Below are 14,231 nucleotides of genomic sequence, written 5' to 3' on the forward strand. Positions count from 1 at the left end.
AGTCCTGGTCAGCCTGCGCCAGGACGGACATGTGAGACAAAATGCCCCGGATTTGAGGATGTATTCACACTCAAGTCGTCCGGCGACCCTCCGCCGGGGCACCCGTCGCAGGTCTCAGGCGGCCGCGACGGCCGTCCGGATCTCCTCGGCGAAGCGTTCCGCCGCCCCGCGCAGCGCCCCGGCGTCGGGACCGTGGCGCAGCACACCCCGGCTGACGTTCGGCACCACGTTGCGCACGGCCGGCCCGAAGACCGCGGGCAGGTCCGCCGCGGTCGCCCCCTGCGCCCCGATGCCGGGCGCGAGGAGCGGCCCGTTGATGCCGAGGTCGTAGGAGGACAGGTCGCCCAGCGTCGCACCCACGACCGCGCCGAAGGACCCCAGGGGCTCCTCCCCCGCGTTCTCGGCCGCCAGGTGGGCCAGCATGGTCGCGCCCACGCCTCGGCCGTCGGCGCGGACCGCGTGCTGGACCTCGCGGCCCTCCGGGTTGGAGGTGAGCGCCAGGACGAACAGCCCGGCGCCGCTCTCCCGGGCCAGGGCGACCGCCGGGCTGAGCGAGCCGTAGCCGAGGTAGGGCGAGACGGTCAGGGCGTCCGAGAACAGCGGGGCGCCCGGGCGCAGGAACGCCTCGGCGTAGGCGGCCATGGTCGAGCCGATGTCGCCGCGCTTGGCGTCCATCACGACCAGGGCACCGGCTTGGCGCGCCTCCTGGACCGACTTCTCCAGGACGGCGACGCCGCGCGAGCCGAAGCGCTCGAAGAAGGCGCTCTGCGGCTTCAGCACGGCGACCCGGTCGGCCACCGCCTCGACGACCGTGCGGCTGAAGCGCTCCAGGCCCGCCACGTCGTCGTCCAGGCCCCACTCGGCGAGCAGGGAGGCGTGCGGGTCGATGCCGACGCACAGCGGGCCGCGCTCGTCCATGGCGCGGCGCAGCCGGGCGCCGAAGGGCTCCAGGGGCGTCGTGGCGGTCATGCGGGTGTCCTCACGTCGGCGCCGACCGCGTCGGCGAGGGTGGCGTAGGGGCTGGTGCGCAGGCGGGCGGCGAGGCCCTTGTGGATCGCGCGGCTCCAGAAGGGGCCCTCGTAGACGAAGGCGCTGTAGCCCTGGATCAGGGTGGCGCCGGCCAGGATGCGCTGCCAGGCGTCCTCGGCGTTCTCGATGCCGCCGACGCCCACCAGGGTGATCCGGTCGCCCACGCGCGCGTACAGGCGGCGCAGGACCTCCAGGGAGCGCGCCTTGAGGGGGGCGCCGGACAGTCCGCCGGTCTCCCGCACGAGCGCGGGCCGCGAGGTCAGGCCGAGGCCTTCGCGCGCGATGGTGGTGTTGGTGGCGATGATGCCGTCCAGGCCCAGTTCCACGGCCAGGTCGGCGACGGCGTCGATGTCGTCGTCGGCGAGATCGGGTGCGATCTTCACCAGGAGCGGGACGCGCCGGCCGGTGACCACGCGGTCGGCGGCCTCGCGGACGGCCGTCAGCAGCGGGCGCAGCGCCTCGGTGGCCTGGAGGTTGCGCAGCCCGGGCGTGTTCGGGGAGGAGACGTTCACGACCAGGTAGTCGGCGTACGGGGCGAGGCGCTCGGCGGACTTCACGTAGTCGCCGACGGCCTCCGCCTCGGGGACCGCCTTGGTCTTGCCGATGTTGACGCCGACGACCGTCCGGAAGACGGGCTCACGGGTGGCGAGGCGGGCGGCGACCACCAGGGAGCCGTCGTTGTTGAAGCCCATCCGGTTGATCAGCGCGCGGTCCGCGACCAGCCGGAACAGCCGCTTCCTGGGGTTGCCGGGCTGCGGCTCGCCGGTGACCGTGCCGATCTCGACGTGGTCGAAGCCGAGCATCGACATGCCGTCGACGGCGACGGCGTTCTTGTCGAAGCCGGCGGCCAGCCCGAAGGGGCCGTGCATGCGCAGGCCGAAGGCCTCGGTGCGCAGCTCGGTGTGGCGGGGCGCGAGGGCGGCCGCGAGGAAGGTGCGCAGCACGGGGACGCGGACCGCGAGCCGGATCCAGCCGAAGGCCAGGTGGTGGGCGCGCTCGGGGTCCATCCGCCGGAAGACCAGACGGAAGAAAAACTTGTACATGAAGGTGTCCTCTTGAGGCCTGGCATGAAGAGGGGGACACCGTTTCCGGTGTCCCCCTCGAAAGCGGCTAGTCGCGGGCCGCGGTCAGGTGCCGCGCGTGTTCCTGGAGGGAGCGCACGCCCACGTCGCCCCGGTTGAGGGCGTCGATGCCCTGGACCGCCGCCGCGAGCGCCTGGACCGTGGTCAGGCAGGGCACGGAGCGGGCCACCGCCGCGGTGCGGATGTCGTAGCCGTCGAGGCGGCCGCCGGTGCCGTACGGGGTGTTGACGATGAGGTCCACCTCGCCGTCGTGGATGAGCTGGACGACGGTCTTCTCGCCGTTTGGGCCGGTGCCCTCGGACTGCTTGCGCACGACGGTGGCGTTGATGCCGTTGCGGCGCAGCACCTCGGCGGTGCCGGAGGTGGCGAGCAGCTCGAAGCCGTGGGCGACCAGTTCCCGCGCCGGGAAGATCATCGAGCGCTTGTCGCGGTTGGCGACCGAGATGAACGCCCGGCCCTTGGTGGGCAGCGGGCCGTAGGCGCCCGCCTGCGACTTGGCGTAGGCCGTGCCGAAGACGGAGTCGATGCCCATGACCTCGCCGGTGGAGCGCATCTCCGGGCCGAGGATGGTGTCGACGCCGCGGCCCTGGATGTCGCGGAAGCGCGACCACGGCATGACGGCCTCCTTGACGGAGATCGGCGCGTCCAGGGGCAGCTCGCCGCCGTCGCCGTGCGCGGGCAGCAGGCCCTCCGCGCGCAGCTCGGCGACCGTGGCGCCCAGCGAGATGCGGGCGGCGGCCTTGGCCAGCGGCACCGCGGTCGCCTTGGAGGTGAACGGGACCGTCCGCGACGCGCGCGGGTTGGCCTCGAGCACGTAGAGGATGTCGCCCGCCATGGCGAACTGGATGTTGATCAGGCCGCGCACGCCGACGCCCTTGGCGATGGCCTCGGTGGAGGTGCGCAGCCGCTTGATGTCGAAGCCGCCCAGCGTGATCGGGGGCAGCGCGCACGCCGAGTCGCCGGAGTGGATGCCGGCCTCCTCGATGTGCTCCATCACACCGCCGAGGTACAGCTCCTCGCCGTCGTAGAGCGCGTCCACGTCGATCTCGATCGCGTCGTCGAGGAAGCGGTCGACGAGCACCGGGCGGGAGGGGCTGATCTCGGTCGACTCGGCGATGTAGGAGGCCAGGCGGGTCTCGTCGTAGACGATCTCCATGCCGCGTCCGCCGAGGACGTAGGACGGCCGGACGAGCACCGGGTAGCCGATCTCGTCGGCGATGGCCTTGGCGCCCTCGAAGGTGGTGGCCGTGCCGTGCTTGGGGGCGGGCAGGCCGGCCTCGGCGAGGACGCGCCCGAAGGCGCCGCGGTCCTCGGCGGCGTGGATGGCCTCGGGCGGGGTGCCCACGATCGGCACGCCGTTGTCCTTCAGCGCCTGCGCCAGGCCCAGCGGGGTCTGGCCGCCCAGCTGGACCACGACGCCGGCGACCGGGCCGGCCAGCGTCTCCGCGTGCACGATCTCCAGCACGTCCTCGAGGGTCAGCGGCTCGAAGTACAGGCGGTCGGAGGTGTCGTAGTCGGTGGAGACGGTCTCCGGGTTGCAGTTGACCATCACGGTCTCGTAGCCGGCCTCGGACAGCGCGAAGGAGGCGTGGACGCAGGAGTAGTCGAACTCGATGCCCTGGCCGATGCGGTTGGGGCCGGAGCCGAGGATGATCACCGCGGGCTTCTCGCGGGGCGCGACCTCGCTCTCCTCGTCGTAGGAGGAGTAGAAGTACGGCGTCTTCGCGGCGAACTCGGCGGCGCAGGTGTCGACCGTCTTGTAGACCGGGCGGATGCCGAGCGCGTGCCGGACCTCGCGGACGACGTCCTCGCGCAGGCCGCGGATCTCGCCGACCTGCTGGTCGGAGAAGCCGTGCCGCTTGGCCTCGGCGAGCAGCTCGGCCGTCAGCTCCGGCGCCCCGGCCAGCTCGTCCGCGATCTCCTTGATCAGGAACAGCTGGTCGACGAACCAGGGGTCGATCTTGGTGTACTCGAAGACCTCCTCGGGCGTGGCGCCCGCGCGGATGGCCTGCATGACCGTGTTGATCCGGCCGTCGGTGGGCCGGACGGCCTCCCGCAGCAGGGTCTCCTTGTCGCCGGGGTCGCCGGTGAAGGCGAACTGGCTGCCCTTCTTCTCCAGCGAGCGCAGCGCCTTCTGGAAGGCCTCGGGGAAGTTGCGGCCGATGGCCATGGCCTCGCCGACCGACTTCATGGTGGTGGTCAGCGTGGAGTCGGCCTGCGGGAACTTCTCGAAGGCGAACCGGGGGGCCTTGACGACGACGTAGTCGAGGGTCGGCTCGAAGGAGGCCGGGGTCTCGCGGGTGATGTCGTTGGGGATCTCGTCCAGCGTGTAGCCCACGGCCAGCTTGGCGGCGATCTTGGCGATCGGGAAGCCGGTGGCCTTGGAGGCGAGGGCCGAGGAGCGCGACACGCGGGGGTTCATCTCGATGACGATGACCCGGCCGTCCTCGGGGTTCACCGCGAACTGGATGTTGCAGCCGCCGGTGTCGACGCCGACCTCGCGGATGATCGCGATGCCGACGTCGCGCAGCACCTGGTACTCGCGGTCGGTGAGCGTCATCGCGGGGGCGACGGTGATGGAGTCACCGGTGTGCACGCCCATGGGGTCGAAGTTCTCGATGGAGCAGACGACCACGACGTTGTCGTGCTTGTCGCGCATCAGCTCCAGCTCGTACTCCTTCCAGCCGAGGATGGACTCCTCCAGGAGCACCTCGGTGGTCGGCGAGAGGGTGAGGCCCTGGCCGGCGATGCGGCGCAGCTCCTCCTCGTCGTGGGCGAAGCCGGAGCCGGCGCCGCCCATGGTGAAGGAGGGGCGCACGACGACCGGGTAGCCGCCGAGCGTCTCCACGCCCGCGAGGACGTCGTCCATGGAGTGGCAGATGACCGAGCGGGCGGACTCGCCGTGCCCGATCTTGCCGCGGACGGCCTCGACGACGTCCTTGAAGAGGTCGCGGTCCTCGCCCTTGTTGATCGCCTCGACGTTGGCGCCGATCAGTTCCACGCCGTACTTGTCCAGCGTGCCCGCGCCGTGCAGGGAGATGGCCGTGTTGAGGGCCGTCTGGCCGCCCAGGGTGGGCAGCAGGGCGTCCGGGCGCTCCTTGGCGATGATCTTCTCGACGTACTCCGGGGTGATCGGCTCGACGTAGGTGGCGTCGGCGATCTCCGGGTCGGTCATGATCGTCGCCGGGTTGGAGTTGACGAGGATGACCCGCAGGCCCTCGGCCTTGAGCACCCGGCAGGCCTGGGTGCCGGAGTAGTCGAACTCGGCGGCCTGACCGATGACGATCGGGCCGGAGCCGATGACCAGGACGGACTGGATATCGGTGCGCTTAGGCACGCTGGCCCTCCATCAGGGATACGAAGCGGTCGAACAGGTAGGCGGCGTCGTGCGGGCCGGCGGCCGCTTCGGGGTGGTACTGGACGGAGAAGGCCGGCCGGTCGAGCAGCTGGAGCCCCTCCACGACGTTGTCGTTCAGGCAGACGTGGGACACCTCGGCGCGGCCGAACGCGGTATCGCTGACCTTGTCCAGCGGCGCGTCGACGGCGAAGCCGTGGTTGTGCGCGGTGACCTCGACCTTGCCGGTCGTACGGTCCTGCACGGGCTGGTTGATGCCCCGGTGGCCGTACTTCAGCTTGTAGGTGCCGAAGCCGAGGGCGCGGCCGAGGATCTGGTTGCCGAAGCAGATGCCGAACAGCGGCGTCCCGCGCTCCAGCACGGCGCTCATCAGGGCCACGGGACCGTCGGCGGTGGCCGGGTCGCCGGGGCCGTTGGAGAAGAACACGCCGTCCGGGGCGACGGCGTACACCTCGTCGGCGGTGGCGGTGGCGGGCAGCACGTGGACCTCGATGCCGCGCTCGGCCATCCGGCGCGGGGTCATGCCCTTGATGCCGAGGTCGATGGCGGCGACGGTGAACCTCTTCTCGCCGACCGCCGGGACCACGTAGGCCTCCTTCGTGGCGACCTCCTCGTAGAGGCTGGCGCCCTTCATCTGCGGCTGGGCCTGCACGCGCGCGAGGAGGTCGGCGTCGGCGGCGAGGGCCTCGCCGGAGAAGACGCCGGCGCGCATGGAGCCGCGCTCGCGCAGGTGGCGGGTGAGGGCGCGGGTGTCGATGCCGCTGATGCCGACCACGCCCTGGCGGGCCAGCTCGTCGTCGAGGGAGCGCCGGGACCGCCAGCTGGACGGCACGCGCGCGGGGTCGCGCACGACGTAGCCGGAGACCCAGATGCGGCCGGACTCGTCGTCCTCGTCGTTCCAGCCCGTGTTGCCGATCTGCGGGGCGGTGGCCACCACGATCTGGCGGTCGTAGGACGGGTCGGTCAGCGTCTCCTGGTAGCCGGTCATGCCGGTGGAGAAGACCGCTTCGCCGAAGGTCTCCCCCACGGCCCCGTAGGCGCGGCCGCGGAAGAGCCGGCCGTCCTCCAGGACGAGAACCGCGGGAGCCTTGGCAGCTCCCCTTGTGGAGGTCGTCATCGTGCGCCTTCCGTCTGGTTGATCATCTGGTTCAGGGTGGCGACCCATTCGGCGTGCTCGGCCGCGTGGTCCGAGCGGAAGCCGGAGTCGATCAGTCTGTCGCCGTGCGCCCAGGTCACCACGAGCAGGCCGCCCTCGGTGAGGACCTTGCCCGCGATGCCCTTGTCGAGCCGGGCCGCGCGCAGCTGTGCCGCCGGGACGAAGAAGTCGGCCGCCCCGGGGCGTACGACGTCCAGGCCGGCGCCCGTCAGGGTCAGCTCGACCCGGCTGCGGGCGCCCAGGCCGTGCGCCACGATGCGGTCCAGCCACTGCCCGGCGGTGGTGGAGCCGTGGTAGCGGCCGCTCATGTTCAGTCTCGCCGGACCGGGCTCGGGCGGCGCGCTGGGCAGCTCCGGGATGTCACCCTGGAGGGTGCCGCGCCACTTCCAGCCCTCGCGCATCAGCCAGTAGACGAGCGCGACGAACAGGGCGAGGCCGACCAGCCAGCCGACCCGGGCGCCCCAGTCGGTGACCTCGGCGGACTTCTGTCCGGCGGCGAGCAGGAGTGCAGGTGTCACGTGAGCTTCCCGTCGACGAGCGTGGCCTTGCCCCGCAGCCACGTGTGGGTGACACGGCCCGGCAGCTCGCGTCCCTCGTACGGGGTGTTGCGGCTGCGCGAGGCGAAGCCCGCGGGGTCCACCGGGCCACGGTATGCCGTGTCGACGAGGGTGAGGTTGGCGGGCTCACCTGCCGAGACGGGGCGGCCGTGTCCGGTGGCCCGTCCAATCTGCGCGGGCCTGACGGACATCCGGTCGGCGACGCCGGCCCAGTCCAGCAGGCCCGTGTCGACCATCGTCTCCTGCACCACCGACAGCGCGGTCTCCAGGCCCACCATGCCCATGGCGGCGGCGGCCCACTCGCAGTCCTTGTCCTCGTGCGGGTGCGGGGCGTGGTCGGTGGCGACGATGTCGATGGTGCCGTCGGCCAGCGCCTCGCGCAGGGCCAGCACGTCGCGGTCGGTGCGCAGCGGCGGGTTCACCTTGTACACCGGGTTGTAGCTGCGCACCATCTCCTCGGTGAGCAGCAGGTGGTGCGGGGTGACCTCGGCGGTGACGTCGATGCCCCGGGACTTGGCCCAGCGCACGATCTCCACCGAGCCGGCCGTGGAGAGGTGGCAGATGTGCACGCGGGAGCCGACGTGCTCGGCGAGCAGCACGTCCCGGGCGATGATCGACTCCTCGGCGACGGCCGGCCAGCCGCCCAGGCCCAGCTCGGCGGAGACGACGCCCTCGTTCATCTGGGCGCCCTCGGTCAGCCGCGGCTCCTGGGCGTGCTGCGCGACCACGCCGCCGAAGGCCTTCACGTACTCCAGGGCCCGGCGCATGATCACGGCGTCGTCGACGCACTTGCCGTCGTCGGAGAAGACGGTCACCCCGGCGGCCGAGTCGTGCATGGCGCCCAGCTCGGCGAGGTTGCGTCCCTCCAGGCCGACGGTGACGGCGCCGATGGGCTGCACGTCGCAGTAGCCGTGCTCGCGGCCCAGCCGCCAGACCTGCTCGACCACGCCGGCGGTGTCGGCGACGGGGAAGGTGTTGGCCATCGCGAAGACGGCCGTGTACCCGCCCGAGGCGGCGGCACGGGTGCCGGTCAGGACGGTCTCGGAGTCCTCGCGGCCGGGCTCGCGCAGGTGGGTGTGCAGGTCGACCAGCCCCGGCAGCAGCACGCGCCCGCCGGCCTCCACCACCTCGGCGCCCTCGGCGCCGAGACCGGTGCCCACCCCGGCGATGGTCTCGCCGTCGATCAGCACGTCCTGCGGCTCGCCGCCGAGCACCTTCGCACCGCGGATCAGGATCTTGCTCATGGGGGTTACTTCTCCTCGGTGGTGCGGGCGTGGGTGACGGCGGGTTCGTTGCCGCCGAGCAGCAGGTACAGGACGGCCATCCGGATGGACACGCCGTTGGCGACCTGCTCGACGGCGGTGCAGCGCCCGGAGTCGGCGACCTCGGCGGTGATCTCCATGCCGCGCACCATCGGGCCGGGGTGCATCACGATGGCGTGCTCGGGCATCCGCGCCATGCGGTCGCCGTCGAGGCCGTAGCGGCGGGCGTACTCGCGCTCGGTGGGGAAGAAGGCGGCGTTCATCCGCTCGCGCTGGACGCGCAGCATCATCACCGCGTCGGACTTCGGGAGCGTGGAGTCGAGGTCGTACGACACCTCGCACGGCCAGGACTCGACGCCGATCGGCAGCAGCGTGGGCGGGGCGACCAGGGTGACCTCGGCGCCCAGGGTGTGCAGCAGGTCGACGTTGGAGCGGGCCACCCGGCTGTGCAGGATGTCGCCGACGACCGTGATGCGCCGGCCGGCGAGGTCGTGGCCGAGTCCCGCGTCCCGGCCGACGAGCCGGCGGCGCATGGTGAAGGCGTCCAGCAGGGCCTGGGTGGGGTGCTGGTGGGTGCCGTCGCCCGCGTTGATGACGGCGGCGTCGATCCAGCCGGAGTTGGCCAGCCGGTAGGGCGCCCCGGAGGCGCCGTGCCGGATGACGACGGCGTCGACGCCCATCGCCTCCAGGGTCTGCGCGGTGTCCTTCAGGGACTCGCCCTTGGAGACGCTGGAGCCCTTGGCGGTGAAGTTGATGACGTCCGCCGACAGCCGCTTCTCGGCGGCCTCGAAGGAGATCCGGGTCCGGGTGGAGTCCTCGAAGAAGAGGTTGACCACGGTGCGGCCGCGCAGGGTCGGCAGCTTCTTGATCGGCCGGTCGGCGACCCGGGCCATCTCCTCGGCGGTGTCGAGGATCAGGACGGCGTCGTCGCGGGTGAGGTCGGCGGCCGAGATGAGATGACGCTGCATCTGTCAGGCTCCGTAAGGCAGTTCAAACGGGGAGGTTTCGGGCGTGAGGGCGCGTGCGGAGTACGCCGCGCGGCCGTACGGCCGGGCGCTACTGGCGCTGCTCGCCCGGGGCGGCCGGCTTGGAGCCGAGCAGCACGGTGTCGCGGCCGTCCTCCTCGGCGAGCTGGACCTTGACCGTCTCCCGCAGCGACGTGGGGAGGTTCTTGCCGACGTAGTCGGCGCGGATGGGCAGTTCGCGGTGGCCGCGGTCGACGAGGACGGCGAGCTGCACCGCGCGGGGGCGCCCGATGTCGTTCAGCGCGTCGAGGGCGGCGCGGATGGTGCGGCCGGAGAACAGCACGTCGTCGACCAGGACGACCAGCTTGCCGTCGATGCCGTCACCGGGGATCTCCGTGCGGGCCAGCGCGCGGGGCGGCTGCATGCGCAGGTCGTCGCGGTACATGGTGATGTCGAGCGAGCCCACCGGGACCGAGCGGTCGGTGATCTGCGCCAGCTTGGCGGCGAGCCGCTGGGCGAGGAAGACGCCCCGGGTCGGGATGCCGAGGAGCACCACGTCGTCGGCGCCCTTGGCGCGCTCGACGATCTCGTGGGCGATGCGGGTCAGGACCCGCGCGATGTCCTGGCCCTCAAGGACAGGCCGGGCATCGGATGCCTGGGTGTGCGCGTGCGTGTCCATACGAAACGGACCCCCTTCTCCGCCTCACGGGACGGACCTTAAAGGACGTCGGATTTGCGCCATCCACGGTAGCAGGTTCCCGGGACCGCCCCGATCACTCCCTTGGCCCAATCGGCCACCGCGAGCACGGAAGCGTCGGTGTGGACCATTCGGCTTGACGCAGAAGTGTCACGCTGCGTAACCTCACAGTGAGTTACCAGCCGCGCGGTCTGGAAACACTGCCAGCCGCGTCGACACAGTGTCCGGGGAGCTATATGTCCAGCGAATACGCCAAACAGCTCGGGGCCAAGCTCCGGGCCATCCGCACCCAGCAGGGCCTTTCCCTCCACGGTGTCGAGGAGAAGTCCCAGGGTCGCTGGAAGGCCGTGGTGGTCGGTTCGTACGAGCGCGGCGACCGCGCCGTGACCGTACAGCGCCTTGCGGAGCTGGCCGATTTCTATGGCGTTCCTGTGCAGGAGCTGCTGCCGGGCACCACGCCGGGCGGGGCCGCCGAGCCGCCGCCCAAGCTGGTCCTCGACCTGGAGCGCCTCGCCACGGTCCCGGCCGAGAAGGCGGGCCCCCTCCAGCGCTACGCGGCGACGATCCAGTCCCAGCGCGGTGACTACAACGGCAAGGTGCTCTCGATCCGCCAGGACGACCTGCGCACCCTGGCCGTGATCTACGACCAGTCCCCCTCGGTGCTGACCGAGCAGCTGATCAGCTGGGGCGTGCTGGACGCGGACGCGCGCCGCGCGGTGGCCGCCCACGAGGAGGCCTGACCCTCCGGGAAGTCAGCAGAAACGTGCCGCCGGGGTGGCCGGAACTTGACGGTTCCGGCCGCCCCGGCGGCTTTCTGCGCCCCTCACCGGGCGCGCGGGTGCCCGCGGGCCCGGACAGGTCCCGCGGACGCCTCAGGGCCCGCAGCAGTGGCGCTGCGGGCCCTGAGGCATCGGGCGGGTGCGGCCTACGCGTCGTCCCGGCGCAGGGACGGCTTGAGGTCCTTCAGCCGGCCCAGGAGACCGTTGACGAACGAGGGCGACTCGTCCGTGGAGAACTCCTTCGCCAGCTGCACCATCTCGTCCAGGACCACGGCGTCCGGGGTCTCGTCGACCCAGATCAGCTCGTAGGCGCCCAGGCGCAGGAGGTTGCGGTCGACGACCGGCATCCGGTCGAGGGTCCAGCCGACCGAGTACTGCGCGATCAGCTCGTCGATGCGGGCCGCGTGCTGCGCGTACCCCTCGACCAGCTGCATCGTGTACTCGCTCACCGGCGGCTGCCGGGTGTCGGACCGGGAGTGCCTGATCCAGTCCGCGAGGACCGTCACGACGTCGGCCCCGCGCTGGTCGCCCTCGAAGAGGATCTGGAAGGCGCGCTTGCGGGCCGTGTTGCGGGCAGCCACGGTTAGCTGTTCACCCGGCCGAGGTAGTCGCTCGTACGGGTGTCGACCTTGATCTTCTCACCGGTGGTGATGAAGAGCGGGACCTGGATCTGGTGGCCGGTCTCCAGGGTGGCGGGCTTGGTGCCACCGGTGGAGCGGTCGCCCTGGACACCCGGCTCGGTCTCCTGCACGACCAGCTCGACGGCGGCCGGCAGCTCGACGAAGAGCACCTCGCCCTCGTGCTGGGCGACGGTGGCCGAGAAGCCCTCGATCAGGAAGTTGGCGGCGTCGCCGACGGCCTTGCGGTCGACCATCAGCTGGTCGTAGGTCTCCATGTCCATGAAGACGAAGTACTCGCCGTCCATGTACGAGAACTGCATGTCGCGCTTGTCGACAGTGGCCGTCTCGACCTTGACACCGGCGTTGAAGGTCTTGTCGACGACCTTGCCGGAGAGCACGTTCTTGAGCTTGGTGCGCACGAAGGCGGGGCCCTTGCCGGGCTTGACGTGCTGGAACTCGACGACGGACCAGAGCTGGCCGCCTTCGAGCTTGAGCACCAGGCCGTTCTTGAGGTCGTTCGTGGAAGCCACGGTTGCGGAATCTCCTGGACTGACGTGGACGACCACGGGGCAAGCGCCTACAGCGCGAGCAGCTCCTTGGTCGTGATGGTGAGTAGCTCGGGTCCGCCGTCCGCCTCGGGGCGCACGACGAGCGTGTCATCGATCCGGACTCCGCCCCGTCCCGGGAGGTGGACCCCCGGTTCGACGGTGACCGGCACGCAAGCGTCCAGTTTACCCATGGCCGCGGGGGCCAGCTGCGGGTCCTCGTCGATTTCGAGTCCCACACCGTGACCGGTCAGCGGCGGCAGGCTCTCCGCGTACCCGGCGCTGCCCAGGACCTGCCGTGCGGCGCCGTCCACGTCGCGGCAGGAGGCGCCCGGCGCCAGGCTCTCCCGCCCGGCGCGCTGAGCGGCGAAGACGAGGTCGTACAGCTCGATCTGCCAGTCCGCGGGCGAGGTGCCGATGACGAACGTGCGGCCGATCTCGCAGCGGTAGCCGCGGTAGGTCGCGCCCAGGCAGACGGAGAGGAAGTCGCCCTCCTCCACCCGCCGGTCGGTGGGCCGGTGACCGCGGCGGCCGGAGTTCGGGCCGGTGGCCACGGAGGTGGCGAAGGCGGGCCCGTCGGCGCCGTGGTCGACCAGGCGGCGCTCCAGCTCCAGCGCCAGGTGCCGTTCGGTGCGCCCGACGAGGATCGACTCCAGCAGCTCGCCGAGGGCCTGGTCGGCGATCTCGGCGCCGATGCGCAGGAAGGAGATCTCCTCCTCGTCCTTCACCACCCTCAGCTGCTCCACCGCCGCGCCGAGGTCGGCCAGCCGCAGCCCGGGGGCGACGGAGGCCACGGCGCGGTGGCGGGCCACGGTGAGGTGGTGCTCCTCCACGGCGATCGAGTCGGCGCCCTGGGCCGCGGCGAGGCCGGCCGCCGCGACGGCCGTGTCACCGCCGGGCGAGGGCAGCACGTGCAGCGCCAGCGCCTCGTCGGGCCGGCCGTGCGGCGGGCGGTCGTCCGGCGGGCCGGAGCACACCAGGAGGTCCTGGCGCCTGCCCAGCAGGAGCACGGCGCCGCGCGGGGCCGCGCCCGCGAGGTAGCGCACGTTGGCGGGGCGGGAGATCAGCGCGGACGGGCTGCCGCCCGCGTTGCAGCGTTCCCTCAGCCGGGTCCGGCGGGTCGCGTACACCTCTGACATGACACGAGCGTAGGAGCCGTGGCCGGATCGCGCCGTTCGGCGGGGGCCGACCGGGGTGCGGCGGGTGCCCGCCCGCCCCGCTACCAGGTCGGGGGGCTGGCGATCGCCCGGGTGAGCACCTCGTCCAGGACCCGTGCCGTCTCGGGGACGTCCAGCTGGGAGTTGTCGATGATCGGCAGGCCCGAGCCGTACCAGCCGGCCATGCGGCCGTGGATGCGGGCCACCTCCTCGTCGGTGAGGCGGCGGTTGCCGGTCCGCTCCGCGTTGCGCTCCAGCACGATGTCGAGGCCGGGCAGCAGGACGACCGGGAGCAGGCCGGGGCCGACGTGGCGCTTCCAGCCGCCCAGGCCGACGACGGGGCGGTCCGGGAAGACGGCGTCGTCCAGGATGCAGGAGATGCCGTTGGCCAGGAAGTTGCGGGCGGCGAAGCCGCAGGTCCGGCGGGCGAGGCGGTACTGGGCCTCGGAGTGGTCGTTCCAGCCGGACTGCGGGTCGGCGAAGCCCGAGCGCACCCATTCGCGCACGTCGTCGAGGCTGATGTGGGCGGTGGGCACCCGGCGGTGGTCCGCCCAGTACTTGGCCACGCTGGTCTTGCCGGCGCCCGCCGGGCCGATGAGCAGCACGGCCAGGGTGGCCGCGGGCGCCTCCGCTGCGGACGCGGTGGCGGGCGGTGCGCTGGGGACGCCGACCGGGCCGCCGGGCGGCAGCCGCACATGGCCGGTGGCGTCCGGCGCGGGCGGGGCCTGCGGGGCGGGCACCGGGACGTGCAGCGGGGGCGCCGCGGGCGGCACCGCCGCGGAGGGGGCCGCGGGGCCGGGCGCGGGGACGCCGGGTGGCGGCGGGGGCACGGGTGCGGAACCCTGGTGGGCCCCCGGGTGGTGCGCGGCCGGCGCCCAGCCGGCGGCCGGCGGCCCCGGCAGGTGGGGCGGCGGCAGCGGAGACCCCACTGCGTGCTGCATCCGTTGCCACTCCATCTCGTGCAGGCGATGTGATCCCGGCAGCGGGGTACGCCGGCCCGCTCCCTCCGGAACGGTACCGTCCCCGG

General features: G+C 72.3%; 13 protein-coding genes. 1 reads left to right on the forward strand and 12 read right to left on the reverse strand.

The window, feature by feature from the left end; translation table 11 throughout:
* Positions 1-114 precede the first annotated feature (114 nt).
* From pyrF to pyrR, 8 genes are all read right to left on the reverse strand, one after another.
* Entirely contained in the window at positions 115-969 is an 855-nt protein-coding gene (pyrF, locus tag ACZ6CZ_RS28595; protein WP_469026796.1) for an orotidine-5'-phosphate decarboxylase, read from the reverse strand.
* Positions 966-2,072, reverse strand: coding sequence for a quinone-dependent dihydroorotate dehydrogenase (locus ACZ6CZ_RS28600; protein WP_469026799.1), 1,107 nt, complete (start codon positions 2,070-2,072; stop codon positions 966-968). Before ACZ6CZ_RS28600 ends, pyrF begins: the two co-directional genes overlap by 4 nt.
* 67 nt (positions 2,073-2,139) lie before the next feature.
* Complete coding sequence (carB, locus tag ACZ6CZ_RS28605) at positions 2,140-5,448, reverse strand: carbamoyl-phosphate synthase large subunit (RefSeq protein ID WP_469026801.1); 3,309 nt, start codon at positions 5,446-5,448, stop codon at positions 2,140-2,142.
* Positions 5,441-6,583, reverse strand: coding sequence for a glutamine-hydrolyzing carbamoyl-phosphate synthase small subunit (carA, locus tag ACZ6CZ_RS28610; RefSeq protein WP_469026804.1), 1,143 nt, complete (start codon positions 6,581-6,583; stop codon positions 5,441-5,443). The genes carB and carA overlap by 8 nt, the downstream gene beginning before the upstream one ends.
* Positions 6,580-7,140: a PH-like domain-containing protein gene (locus ACZ6CZ_RS28615; protein ID WP_469026806.1), complete on the reverse strand. Its 561-nt coding sequence runs from the start codon at positions 7,138-7,140 to the stop codon at positions 6,580-6,582. Before ACZ6CZ_RS28615 ends, carA begins: the two co-directional genes overlap by 4 nt.
* Entirely contained in the window at positions 7,137-8,423 is a 1,287-nt protein-coding gene (locus ACZ6CZ_RS28620) for a dihydroorotase (RefSeq protein ID WP_469026815.1), read from the reverse strand. The genes ACZ6CZ_RS28615 and ACZ6CZ_RS28620 overlap by 4 nt, the downstream gene beginning before the upstream one ends.
* A 5-nt stretch (positions 8,424-8,428) precedes the next feature.
* Entirely contained in the window at positions 8,429-9,409 is a 981-nt protein-coding gene (locus tag ACZ6CZ_RS28625) for an aspartate carbamoyltransferase catalytic subunit (RefSeq protein ID WP_469026817.1), read from the reverse strand.
* An 88-nt stretch (positions 9,410-9,497) separates the two neighbouring features.
* Positions 9,498-10,085 carry a bifunctional pyr operon transcriptional regulator/uracil phosphoribosyltransferase PyrR gene (pyrR, locus tag ACZ6CZ_RS28630; protein ID WP_469026820.1) on the reverse strand — a complete coding sequence of 196 codons (588 nt, stop codon included), beginning with the start codon at positions 10,083-10,085 and terminating at the stop codon, positions 9,498-9,500.
* Positions 10,086-10,339: 254 nt separating this feature from the next.
* On the opposite strand from pyrR, the gene bldD reads away from it, so the two are divergent.
* Positions 10,340-10,843 carry a transcriptional regulator BldD gene (gene bldD / locus ACZ6CZ_RS28635; RefSeq protein ID WP_019984640.1) on the forward strand — a complete coding sequence of 168 codons (504 nt, stop codon included), beginning with the start codon at positions 10,340-10,342 and terminating at the stop codon, positions 10,841-10,843.
* A 185-nt stretch (positions 10,844-11,028) separates the two neighbouring features.
* Here bldD and nusB read toward each other — a convergent pair whose 3' ends face one another.
* From nusB to ACZ6CZ_RS28655, 4 genes are all read right to left on the reverse strand, one after another.
* Positions 11,029-11,463, reverse strand: a complete 435-nt coding sequence (gene nusB, locus ACZ6CZ_RS28640; protein ID WP_469026823.1) for a transcription antitermination factor NusB — start codon at positions 11,461-11,463, stop codon at positions 11,029-11,031.
* 2 nt (positions 11,464-11,465) lie between these two features.
* Positions 11,466-12,032, reverse strand: coding sequence for an elongation factor P (efp, locus tag ACZ6CZ_RS28645; RefSeq protein ID WP_018570203.1), 567 nt, complete (start codon positions 12,030-12,032; stop codon positions 11,466-11,468).
* Positions 12,033-12,079: 47 nt separating this feature from the next.
* Positions 12,080-13,186 (reverse strand): aminopeptidase P family protein, encoded by a 1,107-nt coding sequence (locus ACZ6CZ_RS28650; RefSeq protein ID WP_469026825.1) that lies wholly within the window; start codon positions 13,184-13,186, stop codon positions 12,080-12,082.
* Positions 13,187-13,266: 80 nt separating this feature from the next.
* Entirely contained in the window at positions 13,267-14,145 is an 879-nt protein-coding gene (locus tag ACZ6CZ_RS28655) for a Pro-rich N-terminal domain-containing protein (RefSeq protein ID WP_469026828.1), read from the reverse strand.
* Between the last annotated feature and the right edge of the window lie 86 nt (positions 14,146-14,231).

This window comes from Streptomyces sp. NPDC041135 (genome assembly GCF_055592085.1).